The organism is Prauserella muralis (genome assembly GCF_003202285.1).
In the GTDB taxonomy this organism is placed as follows: domain Bacteria; phylum Actinomycetota; class Actinomycetes; order Mycobacteriales; family Pseudonocardiaceae; genus Prauserella_B; species Prauserella_B muralis.
In genome coordinates, this window is record NZ_MASW01000002.1 from 1,353,716 (window position 1) to 1,371,545 (window position 17,830).

Annotated in this window: 18 protein-coding genes; 15 read left to right on the top strand and 3 right to left on the bottom strand. The window is 72.7% G+C overall.

The window, feature by feature from the left end; translation table 11 throughout:
* Positions 1-51 precede the first annotated feature (51 nt).
* From BAY60_RS17550 to BAY60_RS17565, 4 genes are all read left to right on the top strand, one after another.
* Positions 52-576, top strand: coding sequence for a PH domain-containing protein (locus BAY60_RS17550; protein ID WP_245992578.1), 525 nt, complete (start codon positions 52-54; stop codon positions 574-576).
* Positions 573-2,078, top strand: a complete 1,506-nt coding sequence (locus BAY60_RS17555) for a PH domain-containing protein (RefSeq protein ID WP_112281977.1) — start codon at positions 573-575, stop codon at positions 2,076-2,078. The genes BAY60_RS17550 and BAY60_RS17555 overlap by 4 nt, the downstream gene beginning before the upstream one ends.
* An 86-nt stretch (positions 2,079-2,164) precedes the next feature.
* Positions 2,165-3,193, top strand: a complete 1,029-nt coding sequence (locus BAY60_RS17560; protein ID WP_112281978.1) for an aminotransferase class V-fold PLP-dependent enzyme — start codon at positions 2,165-2,167, stop codon at positions 3,191-3,193.
* A gap of 25 nt (positions 3,194-3,218) precedes the next feature.
* Positions 3,219-3,878 (top strand): hypothetical protein, encoded by a 660-nt coding sequence (locus tag BAY60_RS17565; RefSeq protein WP_245992579.1) that lies wholly within the window; start codon positions 3,219-3,221, stop codon positions 3,876-3,878.
* Between the two features lie 31 nt (positions 3,879-3,909).
* On the opposite strand, the gene BAY60_RS17570 is transcribed toward BAY60_RS17565, so the two are convergent.
* On the bottom strand, positions 3,910-4,860 hold the full coding sequence (locus tag BAY60_RS17570; RefSeq protein ID WP_245992580.1) for a ferritin-like domain-containing protein: 951 nt from the start codon (positions 4,858-4,860) through the stop codon (positions 3,910-3,912).
* A 102-nt stretch (positions 4,861-4,962) separates the two neighbouring features.
* On the opposite strand from BAY60_RS17570, the gene rimP reads away from it, so the two are divergent.
* The 9 genes from rimP (at position 4,963) to BAY60_RS17615 (ending at position 13,174) form a co-directional block, all read left to right on the top strand.
* Positions 4,963-5,502 carry a ribosome maturation factor RimP gene (gene rimP, locus BAY60_RS17575; protein WP_112281979.1) on the top strand — a complete coding sequence of 180 codons (540 nt, stop codon included), beginning with the start codon at positions 4,963-4,965 and terminating at the stop codon, positions 5,500-5,502.
* Positions 5,499-6,545 carry a transcription termination factor NusA gene (nusA, locus tag BAY60_RS17580; RefSeq protein WP_112281980.1) on the top strand — a complete coding sequence of 349 codons (1,047 nt, stop codon included), beginning with the start codon at positions 5,499-5,501 and terminating at the stop codon, positions 6,543-6,545. The genes rimP and nusA overlap by 4 nt, the downstream gene beginning before the upstream one ends.
* Before the next feature lie 130 nt (positions 6,546-6,675).
* Entirely contained in the window at positions 6,676-6,954 is a 279-nt protein-coding gene (locus BAY60_RS17585; protein ID WP_245992660.1) for a YlxR family protein, read from the top strand.
* Positions 6,955-7,019: 65 nt separating this feature from the next.
* A complete protein-coding gene (gene infB, locus BAY60_RS17590) occupies positions 7,020-9,923 on the top strand; it encodes a translation initiation factor IF-2 (RefSeq protein ID WP_112281981.1) in 2,904 nt (967 codons plus the stop codon).
* Between the two features lie 70 nt (positions 9,924-9,993).
* Positions 9,994-10,290 carry a DUF503 domain-containing protein gene (locus BAY60_RS17595; RefSeq protein WP_112281982.1) on the top strand — a complete coding sequence of 99 codons (297 nt, stop codon included), beginning with the start codon at positions 9,994-9,996 and terminating at the stop codon, positions 10,288-10,290.
* A gap of 12 nt (positions 10,291-10,302) precedes the next feature.
* Positions 10,303-10,755: a 30S ribosome-binding factor RbfA gene (rbfA, locus tag BAY60_RS17600; protein ID WP_112281983.1), complete on the top strand. Its 453-nt coding sequence runs from the start codon at positions 10,303-10,305 to the stop codon at positions 10,753-10,755.
* A 53-nt stretch (positions 10,756-10,808) separates the two neighbouring features.
* Positions 10,809-11,090 carry a FitA-like ribbon-helix-helix domain-containing protein gene (locus BAY60_RS17605; protein ID WP_112281984.1) on the top strand — a complete coding sequence of 94 codons (282 nt, stop codon included), beginning with the start codon at positions 10,809-10,811 and terminating at the stop codon, positions 11,088-11,090.
* Positions 11,087-11,497, top strand: a complete 411-nt coding sequence (locus BAY60_RS17610) for a type II toxin-antitoxin system VapC family toxin (RefSeq protein ID WP_112281985.1) — start codon at positions 11,087-11,089, stop codon at positions 11,495-11,497. Before BAY60_RS17605 ends, BAY60_RS17610 begins: the two co-directional genes overlap by 4 nt.
* Positions 11,498-11,593: 96 nt before the next feature.
* Positions 11,594-13,174 (top strand): alkaline phosphatase D family protein, encoded by a 1,581-nt coding sequence (locus BAY60_RS17615; protein WP_112281986.1) that lies wholly within the window; start codon positions 11,594-11,596, stop codon positions 13,172-13,174.
* Between the two features lie 19 nt (positions 13,175-13,193).
* On the opposite strand, the gene BAY60_RS17620 is transcribed toward BAY60_RS17615, so the two are convergent.
* Positions 13,194-14,231, bottom strand: coding sequence for a TRM11 family SAM-dependent methyltransferase (locus BAY60_RS17620; protein WP_112281987.1), 1,038 nt, complete (start codon positions 14,229-14,231; stop codon positions 13,194-13,196).
* A gap of 34 nt (positions 14,232-14,265) precedes the next feature.
* Entirely contained in the window at positions 14,266-14,952 is a 687-nt protein-coding gene (locus BAY60_RS17625; RefSeq protein ID WP_112281988.1) for an antibiotic biosynthesis monooxygenase, read from the bottom strand.
* 44 nt (positions 14,953-14,996) lie between these two features.
* Between BAY60_RS17625 and BAY60_RS17630 the strand changes: the two genes are divergently transcribed.
* A complete protein-coding gene (locus tag BAY60_RS17630) occupies positions 14,997-16,361 on the top strand; it encodes an MATE family efflux transporter (protein ID WP_112281989.1) in 1,365 nt (454 codons plus the stop codon).
* A 172-nt stretch (positions 16,362-16,533) separates the two neighbouring features.
* Entirely contained in the window at positions 16,534-17,814 is a 1,281-nt protein-coding gene (locus BAY60_RS17635; RefSeq protein WP_245992582.1) for an MFS transporter, read from the top strand.
* The last annotated feature ends 16 nt before the right edge of the window (positions 17,815-17,830 follow it).

The following is a 17,830-nucleotide window of genomic DNA, read 5'->3' on the forward strand; positions in this document are numbered from 1 at the left end:
GTGCCCCGGTGCTAGATTCCAGCCACTCGTAGCCGACGGGGAGTGGGGGCCGTGCCGGACACGCCGGAGACACCGTCAGAACAGGACGTTCCGCTGCGCCTGCGCCCGCCGAACAACCAGCTCGACCCGCGAGCCGTGCGCTGGTGGCGAACCGGGTTCCTGCTGCTGTTCGGCACGCCGTGCGTCGTGCTGCTCGCACTGGCGCAGTTCCTGCTGCCCGCGAGGCTGTGGCTGCTGGTCGCCGCCGGGGCCGTGGCCCTCGCCGGCCTGCCCTTCGTCGTGCTGCTGCCGCTGTGGTGGTACCGGGTGCACCGCTGGGAGATCACCGGCGACGCCGTCTACACGCGGACCGGCTTCTTCTGGCAGGAGTGGCGCGTGGCGCCGATGTCGCGCATCCAGACCGTCGACACCCAGCGCGGGCCGCTGGAGCAGTTCTTCGGGCTGGCGACGGTCACGGTCACCACCGCGTCGGCGAAGGGCGCCGTCACCATCCCCGGCCTCGACCACGAGCTCGCGGCCGACCTGGTGCGCCAGCTCACCGAGACCACGCAGGCCACGCCGGGAGACGCCACGTGAGCGACTGGCGCGCGCTCGACCACCGCACCGTCGTCGTCACCGCGGCCAACGCCGCCGGGGTGGCCGTCGCCGCAGGCCTTCCCGCCGGTATCGGTATCGGCGGCGGCACCTCGCCGGTGATCGCCCTGGCGATCGTGGTGCCCGTCGCGCTCGCCGGCATCGCCGCGGCCGCGGTGGCCGACGAGGTGCGCTGGCGCAAGACCCGCTACCGCGTCACCGCCGAACGCGTGGAGCTGCACACCGGGATCCTGGTGCGCAAGCGCCGCTCGCTCAGCCGCGAGCGCATCCGCAGCGTCGACCTCACCGCCGGGCTGCTGCTGCGCGTGTTCGGGCTCGTCAACGTCAAGATCGGCACCGGGGAGCAGGCCGGTGCGGGGGAGGGCTCGCTCGCGCTGCACCCGGTCACCAAGGCCGAGGCCGATCGGCTGCGCAGGCAGCTGCTGGAACGGGCACCCGCGGGACCGGTGGCCGGGGAGCCGGAGAACGGCAGGCTGGCCACGCTCGACCTGTCGTGGGTGCGGTTCGCGCCGATGTCGTTTCTGACCCCGACGCTCGGGGTGGCCGTGTTCGGCGCGGTGCTGCAGGTCGCCGAGTGGTTCGGGCTGCAGCAGGGCGTCATCACCTGGGCCCTGGACGTGCTGCGGGACCTGCCCCTGCTCGCGGCGATCGGTGTGCTCGTCGGCATCGGCCTCGTCGTCGGGGTCGTCGGCTCGAGCGCGCTGTTCGTGGAGATGTGGTGGAACTACCGCCTCGACCGCGAGCCGGGCGGCACACTGCGGGTCCGCCGCGGCCTGCTCACCACCCGGTCCATCTCGCTGGAGGAGCGGAGGCTGCGGGGTGTTGAGGTGGTCGAGCCGCTGGGCAACCGGCTCGTCGGCGCCGCCAGGGTCGACGCGGTCGCCACCGGACTGGTGAAGCAGAAGGAGAACGAGCGCACCGACCACAAGACGCTGCTGCCCTCGGCGCCGAAGGCGGAGGCCGACCGGGTCGCCGCGCTGGTGCTGGCGGAACCGGTCTCGCCGACCGAGTCGGTGCGGCTACGGGCCCACCCGCTCGCCGCGCGGGGCAGGCGGATCCGGTGGGCGCTGGCGGCCGCGGCGGTACCGGTGCTGGTGCTGCTGGTGCTCGGTGTGACGGTGTCGGCGGTGTTGCTGCACGTGGCGTGGATCAGCGCGGTGGTGCTGGCGCCGGTCGCCGTCGCGCTCGCCGTCGAGGCGTACCGCAACCTCGGCCACGGGCTCACCGGCGGCTATCTCGTGGCCCGCAGCGGCGCCGTCCGGCGGGGCACGGTGGCCCTGCAACGGCGCGGCATCATCGGCTGGACCGCCAAGCAGTCGATCTTCCAGCGCCGCAAGGGGCTGCTCACCCTCACCGCCACCACGGCGGCCGGGCAGGGCGCCTACTCCATCTACGACATCGGCGAGAGCGACGGCCTGGCCTTCGCCGAGACCGCGGTGCCCGACCTGTTCGGTCCGTTCCTGGAGCGCGCCGACAACGCCTGACGCCGGGCGGTGTGTTGGCCGCCGGCGTCGGCGGCAGCCACCATAACGGGGTGGGCGGTGCTCGCCGGCTCGGTAGTGTCGGCGTCATGCGCCACGCCTTCTCCGCCGGCTTCGCCGTTCCCGCCGGGTACCTGAACACGCCGAGCGTCGGCATCCCGCCCGCGCACGTCGCCGACGCGGTGGACGAGACGGTACGGCGCTGGCGCACCGGCGCCGCGGCGCCACCGGACTTCGACGAGGCCGTGGACATCACTCGCGGCGCGTTCGCCCGTCTGGCCGGCGTGCCCGCCGAGCGGATCGCCATCGGCGGCAGTGTCTCGTCGCTGGTGGGCATGGTCGCGGCGGGCCTGCCCGACGGCGCGCGGGTGCTCACCGCCGGCAACGAGTTCACCAGCGTCAGCTTCCCGTTCGCCGCACACGGCAGCAGGGGCGTCACGGTGCACGAGGTGCCGCTGGCCGACCTGCCGTCCAGGGTGGAGGGACACGACCTGGTCGCGGTGAGCGTGGTCCAGTCCGCCGACGGCGCGCTGGCCGACCTGCCCGCGCTGCGCGAGGCCGCCGCGGCCACCGGGGTGCCGGTGCTGCTGGACGTGACGCAGGCGGCCGGCTGGCTGCCCCTGGCGCTGGAGTGGGCGGACTGGGTGGTCGGCGGTTCCTACAAGTGGCTGCTGGCTCCGCGTGGCGCCGCCTGGCTCGCCGTGCACCCGCGGGCGATGGAGCGGACCGTGCCCGTGGCGGCCAACTGGTACGCGGGGGAGGACCCGTGGCAGTCGGTCTACGGCCTGCCGCTGCGCCTGGCTTCCGGCGCGCGCCGGTTCGACATCTCGCCCGCCTGGCTGTCGTTCGCCGGTGCCGCCGTGGCCCTGCCGTACGTGGCCTCGCTCGACCAGGCTGAGGTGCACCAGCACTGCACCGGGCTCGCCGACCTGCTGCTGGCCAAGCTCGGGTCGCCTGCCCGGGGCAGCGCGATCGTGGCACTGGCCGCGCCCCACGCCGCGGAGCGGCTCGCGGACGCGGAGGTGAAGGCCAGCGTGCGCGCGGGCAAGGCCCGGATCGGTTTCCATCTCTACAACACGGCCGACGACGTGGACCGGGTGCTGGCCGCTCTGGGGTGACCGGCGTCGGCTACGGTCACAGCCCGTGGCTGGCGAGCAATACAACCCCGGAGTGAGCGACACGGCGCCGTTACGCGCCGTGCGGCCTGCGCCGCCGAACCGGCCGCGCGGCACCCAGTGGCTGCTGCGCGGGGCGGGGCTGGTCGCGGTCGCCGTCGTGGCGGGGCTGATCTGGGGGTTGCTCCGCACGTCGGGCAGCGGGGTCGAGGGTCAGGCCGAGCCCACGGTCACCGAGGACCCGCTGACCAGCGGCGCGTTCGACTACACGGTCGTGGCGGGGCCGCAGCGGTCCACGGACTGCGCGGGCAACGCCTACGGCGACGTCGCGGACTGGCTGGCGTCCACTCCCTGCAGCCGTCTCGACCGTGCGCTCTACACCACCGGGTCCGGCGAGGCCAGGGCGCTGGTCTCGGTGGTCCTGGTGACGATGCCCGACGCGGGCGGCGCGCGACAGCTGAAGGCCATCACCGACACCGAGGGCACCGGCAACATCAACGACCTGGTGCGCGACGGCACGGCGAACCTGCCGGGTGCCCCCGAGGTCGCCGGCGGCGAGTACGCGTCCACCGCCGAGGGCAGCGAGGTCACCATCGTGGAGGCCGCCTATTTCGGTGAGCGCGCCGCCGACGACACGCTCGCCCGCATCGCGGCCGACGCGCTGCGGCTGTCCGCGGCACTGCGCTGAGCCGCGGTCCCGGGCCACCGCGGTCAGGCAGTCAGTCCGTGCCGGTGGCGCGGCCCGGCAGCGCGAGCGCGGCAGGTTGCCGTCCCGCCTCGATCCGCCAGCTCGTGCACCGGGTGGCCGAGCCGATGAGCGCCTGGGTGGCGAGCCTGCGCAGCCCGGCGTCGCCGGTGCGCTCCAGCACGCCGTGCCAGGCGTTCGCCGCGTCGGTCTCGGCGGTCACCACGAGCTGCACGGCCGCGTCCTCGCCCCGCACCGGCTCGGGGGGCACGTAGGCCGCCTCGGGCGGGCGTGGCGTGACCCCGGCCGCGGTGAGCACCCGCTCGCAGGCGTCCCTGCGGTCCCGGTGCGCGTCGGTTCCGTTGTCGATGCCTGCCGCGTAGTCGGCGGGCAGGAACGCGCTCACCAGGCCGTACACCCACATGGCCGCGTGCTCGGCCGCCAGTGCCTGCTGCAGCGCGCCGACGGCCTCCGGCGTCAGCTCCCCGGTCGAGGGCACGTCGACGGTGCCGGGCTGCTCGGCGCCCAGGGACGGCGCGAGCTGCTGCACCGCCGCGCAGCCCGCCGCCACCGAGCCGGTGAGCCCCGCGCGGTAGGCGGGCAGGCGTGGCACCAGCTCGGCCGCCTGCGTGCGGGCCTGCGCCAGCCGCTCGCCCAGCGCGGAGAGGTCCCGCACCGTCTCCGGGGGCGCGTTGCCGCCCTCCGGCCTGGGCTTGTTGAGCCGGTCGACCTCCTGCTGCAGCGCGTCGGCCTGTGCCGTCCGCGCCGTGGCGACCTGCCTGGCCAGCTCGGCGACGTCGGCGGAGGAGCGCGCCAGCGCGTTCGCGGCGGCGGCGTCGGCCCTGGCGCGGCGCAGCAGCGGGAGCAGCTGGTCGGGGCTGTCGTCGTAGCCGGGGCCGCACGCGGCGGCCACGGGGGCGGCCAGCGCGGTGACCGCGACGGTGCGCAGCAGACCGCGCCGGGTCAGCAGGGGTCGGGAACTCACGAGACGTCATCCTGCCAGGCGGGGTCCGATGGTCGGCGGAAGCGGGTCCCGGCAAGATAAGCTGAACCACCACTTCGAACTCCGAGAACGGGGAGCAGCACGGTGCCCAACGAACTCGCCAGTCGGCTGGAGCCCATCGTGGCCGAAGCCGTCACGGCCGCGGGTTTCGATCTCGACGCGCTGGACGTGCAACAAGCCGGCCGGCGCAAGCTGGTCAAAGTAGTGGTCGACGGCGATGAGGGTGTCGGGCTCGACGAGGTCGCCGACATCTCGAGGGCCGTGTCGGCGGCCCTGGACGAGCACGAGCACCTCATCGCGGGCGCCTACACTCTCGAGGTCACGTCGCCGGGTGTCGATCGCCCGCTGACCAGACAGCGGCACTGGAGACGGGCCAAGTACCGGCAGGTGCGGATCACGCCGACGGAGGGCGCCGAGTTCGTCGGCCGCGTCGGCGAGGCGGGCCCGAGCTCGGTGCGGGTGCTCGTCGACGGCACCATCCGCGACGTCCGGTACGACGGCGTGGCCAAGGCGGTGCTGGAGATCGAGTTCAAGCAGCCGCCCGCGGGAGAGCTCAAGCTGCTGGAGGCGGACGCGTCCGGCAAGATCGACGACGGTGCCGGAGCGAAGGAGGAGTCGAGGTGAACGTCGACATCGCGGCACTGCGCGCGATCGAACGAGATAAGGACATCCCCTTCGAGACCGTGCTGGAGGCCATCGAGACGGCCCTGCTCACCGCCTACAAGCACACCGAGGGCCACCAGCCGCACGCCAAGATCGACATCGACCGCAAGACGGGCTTCGTGCGCGTGCTCGCGCACACGCTGGACGAGAACGGCGAGGTCGCCGAGGAGTGGGACGACACGCCGGAGGGCTTCGGCCGGATCGCCGCCACCACCGCGCGCCAGGTGATCCTGCAGCGGCTGCGCGACGCCGAACACGAGAAGACCTACGGCGAGTTCTCCGCCAAGGAGGGCGAGATCGTCGCGGGTGTCATCCAGCGCGACGCGCGCGCGAACGCCCGCGGCATGGTGATCGTGCAGGTCGGCGACACCGAGGGGGTGCTGCCCGCCGCCGAGCAGGTGCCCGGCGAGTCGTACCAGCACGGCAGCCGGATCAAGGCCTACGTGGTGGGCGTGTCGCGTAGCGCGCGCGGCCCGCAGATCACGCTCTCGCGCACGCACCCGAACCTGGTGCGCAAGCTGTTCGCGCTCGAGGTGCCCGAGATCGCCGACGGAACGGTGGAGATCGCCGCGGTCGCCCGCGAGGCGGGACACCGCTCGAAGATCGCCGTCCGGTCGACGGTGGCGGGTGTCAACGCCAAGGGCGCGTGCATCGGGCCCGTCGGCGCGCGTGTGCGCAATGTCATGAGCGAGCTCGGCGGCGAGAAGATCGACATCATCGACTACTCGGAGGATCCCGGGCGCTTCGTCGGGAATGCGCTGTCGCCCGCGAAGGTTGTGTCGGTGAAGGTGGTCGACGAGCGTGCCAAGACGGCCCGCGTCGTCGTCCCCGACTTCCAGTTGTCCCTGGCCATCGGCAAGGAGGGGCAGAACGCCCGCCTCGCCGCGCGGCTGACCGGCTGGCGGATCGACATCCGCAGCGACGCCGCTCCCGAGAGCGGCCCGCAGCAGCAGGCCGCGCCGGACGATTCGCCGCACGCCGCGGCAACCGGTTCGGCTGACTGATTGACCAGGGGCTAAACTAGAGGTGGTGCAACGCCCGCGGTCGGATTCCGCACGCCGTCAGGACGGTCACAGGCCGGTCCGCACGTGTGTCGGGTGCCGGCAGCGGGCGTTGGTCGGAGAGCTGCTGCGGGTGATCGCGGCGGACGGGCAGGTCGTCGTCGACACGCGGCGGCGGCTGCCGGGGCGTGGTGCGTGGGTGCACCCCGACCTCGGATGCCTGTCCAAGGCGGAACGGCGGCGGGCGTTTCCCCGGGCGTTACGAGTCCAGGGAGCGCTCGACACCGGTGGGCTTCGGGCCCACCTGGAGCGGCTCGCCGGGGAAAGCGTGGACGCGGGACCCTCCCGCGTCCAGTCGGAACAAGGAAGCAGGTCGACCCGTCATGAGTCAGCCGTGAAGCTGAAGCCATGAACGCGCGACGATAGGACGAGGTCGAGCGGGTTGTTGCCGCCCGGCCTCATCAGTTGAGGAGAGCAGTGGCAGGCAAGGCCCGTGTACATGAGCTCGCGAAAGAGCTCGGTGTCACCAGTAAGGAAGTACTCGCCAAGCTGAAGGAGCAGGGCGAGTTCGTGAAGTCCGCGTCGTCCACCGTCGAGGCGCCCGTCGCCCGGCGGCTGCGCGACGCGTTCGTCGGCAAGGACGGCAAGAGCGACCGCAAGTCCGGCCGCTCCTCCGCCCCGAGCGGCAACGGCTCGGCGTCGGCGAGCGCGGCGGCCGGCTCGACCAAGCCCGCGCCGCCCGCGCAGCAGCAGTCCGAGCCCCAGCGGCCCGCGCAGCACCGGTCCGCGCAGCAGGCCCCCAAGCCGGGGCCCAAGCCCGGTCCGAAACCGGCGCAGCCCGGCCCCAAGCCCCCGGCCCCGAAGCCGGAGGAGCAGGCTCCCGCGGCCAGGGCGACCCCGCCGAAGCAGGAGCAGCAGCCCTCGCCCGGTTCGGTCGTTCCGCCGAAGCCGCAGGGCCCCAAGCCCGGCCCCAAGCCGGGTCCGCGCCCGCCGAGGGTGGGCAACAACCCGTTCGGCGTCGGCTCGGGTTCGCCCCCGCCGCGGCCGTCCTCGCAGCGTCCCGGCGGAGGTCAGCAGGGCGGCGAGCGCGGGCAGCGGCCCGGCGGTGAGCGTCCCGCGGCGGGTCCGCGCGGCGGCGCCCCGAGCGGCAACCGGCCCAGCCCCGGCAACATGCCGCCGAGGCCCAACCCCGGCATGATGCCGACCCGGCCCGCTCGTCCGGCGGGCGGTCCCGGTGGCGGCCGTGGTGGCCCCGGCGGTGGCCGTGGCGGCCCCGGCGGCGGTCGGGGCGGCCCCGGTGCGGGTCGTGGTGGTCCCGGCGGCGGTGGCGGCGGCTTCCGCGGTGGCGGTGGCCCCGGCGGCGGCGGTGGCGGCGGCGGTTTCCGCGGCGGCCCCGGCGGTGCGCCCGCCGGTGGTGGCTTCCGCGGTGGCCGTGGTGGCCCCGGCGGTCGCGGTGGTGCGGCCGGCGCGTTCGGCCGTCCCGGTGGTCCCTCGCGCAAGGGCCGCAAGTCGAAGCGGCAGAAGCGCCAGGAGTACATGGAGAACATGCAGGCGCCCAGCGTCGGCGGCGTCCGCCTGCCCAAGGGCAGTGGCGAGACGATCCGGCTGCCGCGTGGTGCCTCGCTGACCGACTTCGCGGAGAAGATCGACGCCAACCCGGCCTCGCTGGTGCAGGTGTTGTTCCACCTCGGCGAGATGGTCACGGCGACGCAGTCGGTCTCCGAGGACGTGCTGGAGTTGCTCGGCACGGAGATGAACTACAACGTGCAGGTGGTCAGCCCCGAGGAGGAGGACCGCGAGCTGCTGGAGGCCTTCGACATCACCTACGGCGAGGACGCCGGTGACGAGGAGGACCTGCAGGTGCGGCCGCCGGTGGTGACCGTGATGGGTCACGTCGACCACGGTAAGACCCGCCTGCTGGACACCATCCGGAAGACGAAGGTCCACGAGGGCGAGGCCGGTGGCATCACCCAGCACATCGGTGCCTACCAGGTCGAGACCGAGCTCGAGGGCGAGCCGCGGCTCGTCACCTTCATCGACACCCCGGGTCACGAGGCGTTCACCGCCATGCGTGCCCGTGGTGCGCAGGCCACCGACATCGCGGTGATCGTGGTCGCCGCCGATGACGGGGTCATGCCGCAGACGGTGGAGGCGATCAACCACGCCCAGGCGGCGAAGGCGCCGATCGTGGTCGCGGTCAACAAGATCGACAAGGAGGGCGCGAACCCGCAGAAGATCCGCCAGCAGCTCACCGAGTACGGGCTCGTGGCCGAGGAGTACGGCGGCGACACCATGTTCGTCGACATCTCCGCCCGTGAGAACATCAACATCGACGGGCTGCTCGAGGCGATCCTGCTGACCGCGGACGCGGCACTGGACCTGCGGGCCAACCCGGACATGGAGGCCCAGGGCGTCGCGATCGAGGCCCACCTCGACCGTGGCCGCGGCCCCGTGGCGACGGTGCTGGTCCAGCGCGGCACGCTGCGCATGGGCGACTCGGTGGTCGCGGGTGACGCCTACGGCCGCGTGCGCCGCATGGTCGACGAGTACAACCGCGACGTCACCGAGGCGACGCCGTCGAGGCCGGTGCAGGTCATCGGCTTCACCTCGGTGCCGCGCGCGGGTGACACGTTCCTGGTCGTGGAGGAGGACCGGGTGGCCCGGCAGATCGCCGAGCGCCGCCAGGCCCGCATCCGCAACGCCGAGAACGCGGCCAAGCGCAAGCGCGTCAGCCTGGAGGACCTGGACTCCGCGCTCAAGGAGACCAACAGCCTCAACCTCATCATCAAGGGCGACAACTCGGGTACCGTCGAGGCGCTCGAGGCGTCCCTGATGCAGATCGACGTCGGCGACGAGGTCGAGCTCAGCATCGTGCACCGCGGTGTCGGTGGCGTGACCGAGAGCGACATCGACCTGGCGACGGCCTCCGACGCGATCGTGCTCGGGTTCAACGTGCGGGCACAGGGCAAGGCGACCGAGCGGGCGAACCGCGAGGGCGTCGACGTCCGGTACTACACGGTGATCTACCAGGCGATCGACGAGATCGAGCAGGCTCTCAAGGGCATGCTCAAGCCGGAGTACGAGGAGGTGGAGCTCGGCGCGGCCGAGGTCCGCGAGGTCTTCAAGTCCTCCAAGCACGGCACCATCGCGGGTTGCCTGGTCACCTCCGGCCACATCCGCCGCAACGCCAAGGCCCGCCTGCTGCGCGACGGTGTGGTGGTCTCCGACAACCTGCCGGTCAACTCGCTGCGGCGGTTCAAGGACGACGTGGTGGAGGTCCGCGACGGCTTCGAGTGTGGTCTGACGCTCGGCAAGTTCTCCGACATCAAGGTCGGCGACGTGATCGAGACGTACGAGCACCGCGAGAAGCCTCGCGCGTGACGGACACGGCCCGCGGGGCCCGGAGCGGTCCGGGCCCCGCGGGTCTTCGTCCCCCGTCGCGACGACACCGATGTTCGTAGGTGCACTGGAACTGGATGTGCTGCTCGGCGACGTGCGGTCGCTGAAGCAGAAGCGCTCGGTGGTGCGGCCGGTGATCGCCGAGGTGCGCAGGCGGTTCGACGTCTCCGTCGCCGAGGCGGGTCATCTGGACCTGCACCGGAGGGCGTTGATCGGAGTGGCCGTGGTATCCGCCGACGGCGAGCAGGTGAGAGACGTGCTGGACGCCTGTGAGCGGCTGGTCTCGGCCCGGCCGGATGTCGAGCTGCTGTCCGCGCGCCGCAGGCTGCTGGGCCCGGACGACGAATAGGAGGGGATCTCTGTGGCCGATCAGGCTCGTGCCAGGAGGCTGGCCAAGCGCATCGCGCAGATCGTCGCGTCGGCGCTCGAACACGAGGTCAAGGACCCGCGGCTGGGCAACGTGACGATCACCGACGCGCGGATCACCGGTGATCTCCGGGACGCCACGGTGTACTACACGGTGCTCGGCGAAAGCCTCGACGCCGCACCGGACTTCGCCGGTGCCGCCGCCGCGCTGGAGTCGGCGCGTGGCGTGCTGCGGACGAAGGTGGGCCAGGGCACCGGGGTGCGCTACACGCCGACGTTGACGTTCGTGCCCGACCACGTGCCCGCCGACGCGCGGCACATCGACGAACTGCTCGCCAAGGCCAGGGAGGCGGACGCCGAGGTGGCCCGGCAGGCGACGGGCGCGAAGCCGGCGGGCGAGCCGGACCCGTACCGCGCGCCCCGCGAGGAGGACCCCGAGTCCGAGTAGGACTTCCGCGTCCGATCTTGCGTTTGCCTGCATTATGACTGCATAATGCATGCATGGCTGTGCTGACTATCCGGGACGTTCCCGAAGACACGAAAGCCGCGTTGGCGCGCGACGCGCGTCAACGCGGTCAGTCACTGCAAGCGTTTCTCCTTGCCGTTCTCGAACGGCAGGCCGAGTTCGGGCGGAACCGGGAGCTACTGGCCGAGATCGCGGACGAGCTGGCCGAGGGCGGTGGCGCAGATGCCGACGCGGCGGATGCGGCCGACCTGCTGGCGCAGGCCCGCGCAGGGCGCGATATCGCCGGTGGCGCGGAGGCACCGGGCGGCGCCGCGTGATCGTCGTCGACGCGTCAGTGCTGGCGAACCTGCTGCTGTACGCCGACGAGCGTGGTCGCCGTGCCCGTGCGGTACTGGGCCGGGATGTCGAGTGGGCGGCACCCGAGCATTGGAAGGCGGAGGTGTTCTCGGTCGTCCGCGGGCTCTCCCTGAGCGGCAAACTCACCGAGAAGTCCGCCGTCCGTGCCGTGGAGCGCCTGCCGCGACTCGGCATCGACACCGTCTCACTCGATGAACTCCTGACGCGGATGTGGCAGCTTCGAGGCAACATCGCCGCCTACGACGCGCCCTATGTCGCACTCGCCGAAGCGCGTGCGCTGACGCTTGTCACCTCCGATGCGAGGCTGGCCCGCTCGGCGATGGCGTACTGCCGGGTCGAGCTGGTCGGCGGGGCGGCCCACAGCTGAACGCGGCTGCGGCCAGGGCCTGGTCTTCGCCGCGCCGTCACGCCGCGTTGGCCCGGCGCTCCCGCGCTCGCCACACTGCTTTGGCTGGATGAGCGCATGATCGCTCAGCCGCATGACCGACGCCGTTTTCTCGCCCTCGCCGGTGGTGGCACGCTCGCGCTGGCCCTCGCCGGCGCCTCCACCTCCGCGGTGTGGGCCACGCCGCGGTTCCGCGAGGACCCGTTCAGCCTCGGGGTCGCCTCGGGTGAGCCCGACCCGCACGGGGTGGTGCTCTGGACCCGCCTCGCACCCGACCCGGTGGCCGCCGACGGTGCGGGCGGCATGCCCGGCAAGGCCGTCAGCGTCGCGTGGCAGGTCGCCGAGGACCCACGGTTCCGCCACGTCGTGCGCGCCGGAGCGGAGCAGGCCACGCCGGAACTCGGGCACTCGGTGCACGTCGAGGTCGGCGGCCTGCGCCCGGACCGCGAGTACTGGTACCGCTTCCGCGTCGGCAGCGAGCTGAGCCCGGTGGGACGCACCCGCACCGCGCCGCGCCAGGACGCCCGGCTCACCTCGCTGTCCCTGGCCGCGGTCAGCTGCCAGAACTACCCCGACGGGCACTTCACCGCCTACCAGCATCTGGCGCAGGAAGACCTCGACGTCGTCCTGCACCTCGGCGACTACATCTACGAGGGCGCGGCGCAGGGGCGCCTCGGCCGCGGTCACCTGCCTGCCGCCGAGACGTTCTCGCTGGCCGACTACCGCGTGCGCTACGGCCAGTACAAGAGCGACCCGCACCTGCGAGCCGCGCACGCCGCGGCCCCGTGGCTGGTCGTGCTCGACGACCACGAGGTCGAGAACAACTGGGCGAACGAGATCTCCCAGGCCGACAGCGAACCCGACCAGGACCCGGCCGTGTTCCTCCAGCGCAGGGCCGCCGCCTTCCAGGCCTACTACGAGAACATGCCGCTGCGGCTGACGTCCCGCCCGCACGGGCCCGACATGCGGCTGTACCGGCACGTGCCCTTCGGTGGCCTGGCGCAGATCAGCATGGTCGACACCCGGCAGTACCGCGACGACCAGGCGTGCGGCGACGGGCGGCGTATCGACTGCGTCGAACGGCTGGAACTGGAGCGCACGATGCTCGGGCAGGAGCAGGAGCAGTGGCTGCTGCGCGGCATGCAGCGGTCGGCGGCGACGTGGCAGATCATGGGCAACCAGGTGTTCATGATGCAGGCCGACCACGAGGCGGGGCCTGTGCAGGCGTTCGGCATGGACACCTGGGACGGGTACTACGCCGCGCGGAGGCGGCTGCTGTCCGGCGTGCGCGACCGGGGTGTCGAGAACTTCGTCGTGCTCACCGGCGACGCCCACCGCAGCGTCGCCGCCGACCTGAAGGTCGACTTCGACGACACCACCTCGCCCGCGGTGGGCACCGAGTTCCTCGGCACGTCGGTCAGCTCCGGCGCCGACGGCAGGGACATGGACGACCTGGGCCGCACGTGGCTGGCGGAGAACCCGCACATGCGGTTCCACAACGCCCAGCGCGGCTACATGCGCATCACCGCAACGCCGAGGGAGCTGCGCACCGACTACCGCGTGGTCCCGTACGTCACCACGCCCGGAGCGCCCGTGCACACCAGGGCGAGCGTGTTCGTGGAAGCGGGGCGCCCCGGTATCGCCCACGTCACCGCCTGACCGGCGTGACCCGGCCCGCCTACTCCTTGCGGGCCACCAGTACGTCGCGGACGATCGCCTGGTCGACGCGGTGCGCGAGGCCCTCGTACGGGCCGCCCTCGCGCACCGCGAAGCCGGATCGCCGCAGGATCTCCGCCAGCTCGTCGCGGCCCACCACGTGGGTGTTCCAGGACAGCCCGATGGCTCCGCCGGGCCGCAGCACCCGCTCCCACACCGGCACCGCCGCGGCGAGCAGGTCACGCGGACTCCGCGACAGGCTCGCGTCCTGGCCGCGGCTGCCGTGCTGCACGCCGTACGGCGCGTCGGTGACGATCACGTCGACCGAGTGACGGCGCAGCAGCTCGTCGGTGTGCAGCGTGTCGGTGTTGAGGAAGGTGAGCGTGCGGGTGTCGCCCTCCTTGTACCGCTCCTTGGTGACGCCGTACTCGATGTCGAGCCGCCGCCCGAGGCGGGTCTTGTTGCGCCGCAACTGTCCCGCCTCGGCGGTGTGCTTGAGCCGCTTGGTGCGCAGCCAGGTCTTGATGAACTGCTGGTAGGCGTCGAAGTCCTTGGCGTCGAGTTCCAGGCCGGTGGCGTGGAAGCCGTACATCATCGCCTGGTTGAGCGTGGTTCCCCTGCCACACAACGGATCCAGCAGCCGCAGCCCGCCCTCACGCAGCGCCGACGGCCGGTCGCTGGTGAGCACCGTGAGGTTGAGCAGCAGCTTGGTGAACAGCTCGTTGGTCTTGCCGCTGTACTTCTGGATCGTCAGCAGGTCCGAGTCGAACACGTCGGCGGGCGCGAGCTCCACGGGGCGCAGCAGCTCGCCGGTGAGTTCGAACAGGACATACGCCGAGGACAGGTTGGACAGGTACGCGACGTCGTCGTCGGTCAACGGTGTGCCGGTGGTGAACGTGACGTACTCGGCGCCGCCGATGGCGCGGGTCCCCACCTCGGCGATCTCCGTGGACAGCACGGTCGCGCCGAACACCGACAGCTCGGCGCTCAGCAGCCGCGGCGAGGTGTCGGTGTAGACGCGGTTGGCCGACGGCAGGATGAGGATCGCGTACTCAGGCATCGCGCCAAGATTAGGCGACCCCGCCCGGTGCGGCTCAGCCTGGCACCGCCGTGCCGTAGGGCAGGTAGCGCCGGAAGCCGAGGGGCGTCAGGCCGGGCGTGCGCCCGATCAGGCCGGGCACCTCGTCACCGGCGCGGAGGCTGCTGTCCACGACGCGCTGGTGTGCCCCCTCGTCCGCGAACTCGGCCCAGTTGAGCACCCGGCTGCCGTCGACAGCGACGTGGAAGTGGTTGGCCCGCATGCCCTCCGGCGCGGCACCGAGGGCGGGACCCGAGCGCAGGGACAGCAGCGCGTCGACGAAGCCCTCGCCCACCTCGGCGGAGGTGGTGTCGAAGGTCACCAGCACGACGACACCCGGCTGGACGTCCTCGGCGGGGACGGCGCTGCGGTAGAGCCGGTAACCGGTCGCCTCCACGCGCTCGATGCCCGGCATCCTTGCGTCGATCCCGGCGTTGCGGGCCGCCCGGCCCGCGCGGCGGAAGTCCTCCACGGCCCGCTCGGCCGTCCACTGTGAATAGTGCAGCAGCGTGTGCCCCTCGGTGCCCAGCAGGACGCTGTGGGCCAGCAGCCCGGGTGGCCACGGTGAGCCGCGCCACTCGGCCAGTGCCGCCTCGGCGGCCGCCCGCTGTGCCGCCGGGTCGCCGACGCGCCAGGTGCTGACCAGCACGTACCGGGCGTCGTCGCGGCGCAGGTCCGGCAGTGGGGTTGTCGTGTCGCTCATGCGGCCGACGCTAGGGGCGGCGGCAGGCGGCGGGCATCTGTCGGATGACTGGGGCCGCGCCGAGTGTCGGTGCCGGTGGCTACTCTCGCCTGGTGGCCAACGTGATCCAGGAGCGCGTTCCGGCTCGCACGGTGTTCGGGCTGGCCGTCCCGGCGCTGGGGGTGCTCGCGGCGGAGCCGCTCTACGTCCTCGTCGACACGGCCGTGGTCGGCCATCTCGGCGCGCTGCCGCTGGCGGGGCTCGCGCTCGGCGGCACGCTGCTGTCGCTGGTGTCGACGCAACTGACCTTCCTCTCCTATGGCACGACCGCGCGCACGGCCCGCCTGCACGGCGCCGGCCGCAGGGCGGAGGCGGTCAGCGAGGGTGTGCAGGCGACGTGGCTCGCGCTGGTCGTGGGCCTGGTGATCGCCGGGGTGGGGCAGGTGCTGGCCGAGCCGGTGGCCAGGGCGATGTCCGGCGACGAGGCAATCACCGGCGAGGCGGTGTCGTGGCTGCGGATCGCGCTGTGCGGCACGCCGATGATCCTCGTCACGATGGCGGGCAACGGCTGGATGCGCGGCGTGCAGGACGCGGTGCGCCCGCTGCGCTACGTGCTCATCGGCAACGGCGTGTCCGCCGTGCTCTGTCCCGTGCTGGTGTACCCGGTGGGGTGGGGCCTGGAGGGCTCCGCGGTGGCCAACCTCGCCGCCCAGACCCTGTCCGGTGGGCTGTTCCTGCTGGCACTGGCCAGGGAACGCGCAGGGCTGCGGCCGCGGCCCTCGGTGATGTGGGCCCAGCTGCGGCTCGGCCGCGACCTGGTGCTGCGCAGCCTCGCCTTCCAGGCGTGCTTCCTGTCCGCCGCCACCGTCGCCGCACGCACCTCCACCGAGGCGGTCGGCGCCCACCAGGTGGTGCTGCAGCTGTGGACGTTCCTGTCACTGGTGCTCGACTCGGTGGCGATCGCCGCGCAGTCGCTGGTCGGCGCGGCCCTCGGCGCGGAATCGCGGCGCAGGGCGCAAGGCGTGGCCACGCAGATCGCCGGCTACGGGCTGGCCCTCGGCTGCGTGCTGGGCGTGGTGTTCGCCGCGGTGTCGCAGGTGCTGCCGAGGGCATTCACCTCCGACGCCGGCGTGCTCGCCGAGATTCCGCACGCGTGGTGGTTCTTCGTCGCGCTGCAACCGGTGGCGGGGGTGGTGTTCGCACTCGACGGGGTGCTGCTCGGCGCGGGCGACGCCGCGTTCCTGCGCAACGCGACCCTGGGCAGCGCCGTGCTCGGCTTCCTGCCGCTGATCTGGGCCTCACTGGCTTTCGGCTGGGGACTGGTGGGCATCTGGTCCGGGCTGTCGCTGTTCATGATGCTGCGCCTTGGCTTCGTGGTCGTGCGCTGGCGGTCGGGTGACTGGGCGGTGGTCGGCGCCGTGCGCGCGTGAGGAATAACACGCTGATAACGGGTATGTTTCGGCGATCGTTAGTCGATACAAGTAGCGGGACGGCGGTGCCGGCGTCCTCGTCGCAGTCCGCCCACGTCGTCTTGGAGGGAGCTACTTGTCGTCCGGGAGCCCGGCGATCGCGCGTGCCAGCGCTCGGTCGTGGCTGATCTGGTTGACCGCCGCCTTCGTCTACGTCCTCGCCGTGTTCCACCGCACCTCGTTCGGGGTCGCGGGACTCGAAGCCGCCGACCGCTTCGGGGTGGGAGCCGCCGCACTCGGCACGTTCACCGTGCTCCAGGTCGGTGTCTACGCCGCCATGCAGATCCCGACCGGGGTGCTCGTCGACCGGTTCGGTCCGCGCAACGTCCTCACCGCGGCGCTCGTCTTCCTCGGCTCCGGCCAGGTGCTGCTCGCCGTCGCCGACACCTACGCCCTCGGGCTGCTCGCCCGCGGCGTCCTCGGGCTCGGCGACGCGCTCACGTTCGTCTCCGTGCTGCGCCTGGCCGCCAACCACTTCCCGGCCAAGCAGTACATGCTGGTCACCGCGTTCACCGGCGCCCTCGGTTTCGCCGGCAACCTCGCCGCGACCCTGCCGCTGACCCTGCTGCTCGCCGGCCCCGGCTGGCTGCCGACGTTCCTCGCGGCCGGGCTGGTCACCGTGCTGTTCGTGGCGATCGTCCAGTGGCGCGTGCACGACACCCCGCACTCGCGGGTCACCGAGTCGCAGGCGGCCTCCGCCCGCGAGGTCGGCAGGCAGGTCCTCACCGCGCTGCGGGTGCCCGGCACGCGGCTCGGCTTCTGGACGCACTTCTCGACCATGTTCGGGCAGAACGTGCTCGTGCTGCTGTGGGGCGTGCCGTTCCTCGTGCAGGGCCAGGGCTACGCGGCCACCACCGCCAGTTCGCTGCTCGCCGTGTTCGTGATCGGCTCGATGATCGGCGGCCCGCTCGTGGGCGGTTTCGTCGGCCGCAAACCGGAGGCGCGCATGCCGCTCGTGCTGGGCTTCCTGGCGACCATGGCGGTCGTGTGGACGGTGCTGCTGAGCTGGCCGGGCCGCATCCCGCTCGCCGTGCTCGTGCCCGCGTTCGCGCTCATCTCCTTCGGCGGTCCGATGTCGACCATCGGGTTCGCGCTCGCCAGGGACTACAACCCGCTGCCCCGTGTGGGCACCGCCACCGGCATGGTCAACGTCGGTGGCTTCGTCGCCACCACCATCGCGGCGCTGGCCATCGGCGTGCTGCTGGAGGTCTCCGGTGGCAGCTTCCGCGTCGCGCTCGGCTCCGTACTGGCGCTGCTGCTGTTCGGCAGCTGGCGGATGATCGTCTGGTACCTGCGCGCCAGGGCCGCGGTGTTCGCGGCCCAGGAGCGCGGTGAGGCGGTGCCCGTGCAGATCCGGCGCCGCCCGTGGGACGTGCGCGGGCCGGAGCGTCAGCGGGTCGCCGCCGCGGCCTGAGCGAGCCCCTCGCTAA

Coding starts and splice junctions, on each gene's coding strand:
- BAY60_RS17560 (WP_112281978.1), top strand. CDS start 2,165: ATGCGCCACGCCTTCTCCGCCGGCTTCGCCGTTCCCGCCGGGTACCTG.
- BAY60_RS17625 (WP_112281988.1), bottom strand. CDS start 14,952: ATGAGCGACACGACAACCCCACTGCCGGACCTGCGCCGCGACGACGCC.
- BAY60_RS17595 (WP_112281982.1), top strand. CDS start 9,994: ATGTTCGTAGGTGCACTGGAACTGGATGTGCTGCTCGGCGACGTGCGG.
- BAY60_RS17615 (WP_112281986.1), top strand. CDS start 11,594: ATGATCGCTCAGCCGCATGACCGACGCCGTTTTCTCGCCCTCGCCGGT.
- BAY60_RS17620 (WP_112281987.1), bottom strand. CDS start 14,231: ATGCCTGAGTACGCGATCCTCATCCTGCCGTCGGCCAACCGCGTCTAC.
- BAY60_RS17605 (WP_112281984.1), top strand. CDS start 10,809: ATGGCTGTGCTGACTATCCGGGACGTTCCCGAAGACACGAAAGCCGCG.
- BAY60_RS17630 (WP_112281989.1), top strand. CDS start 14,997: ATGACTGGGGCCGCGCCGAGTGTCGGTGCCGGTGGCTACTCTCGCCTG.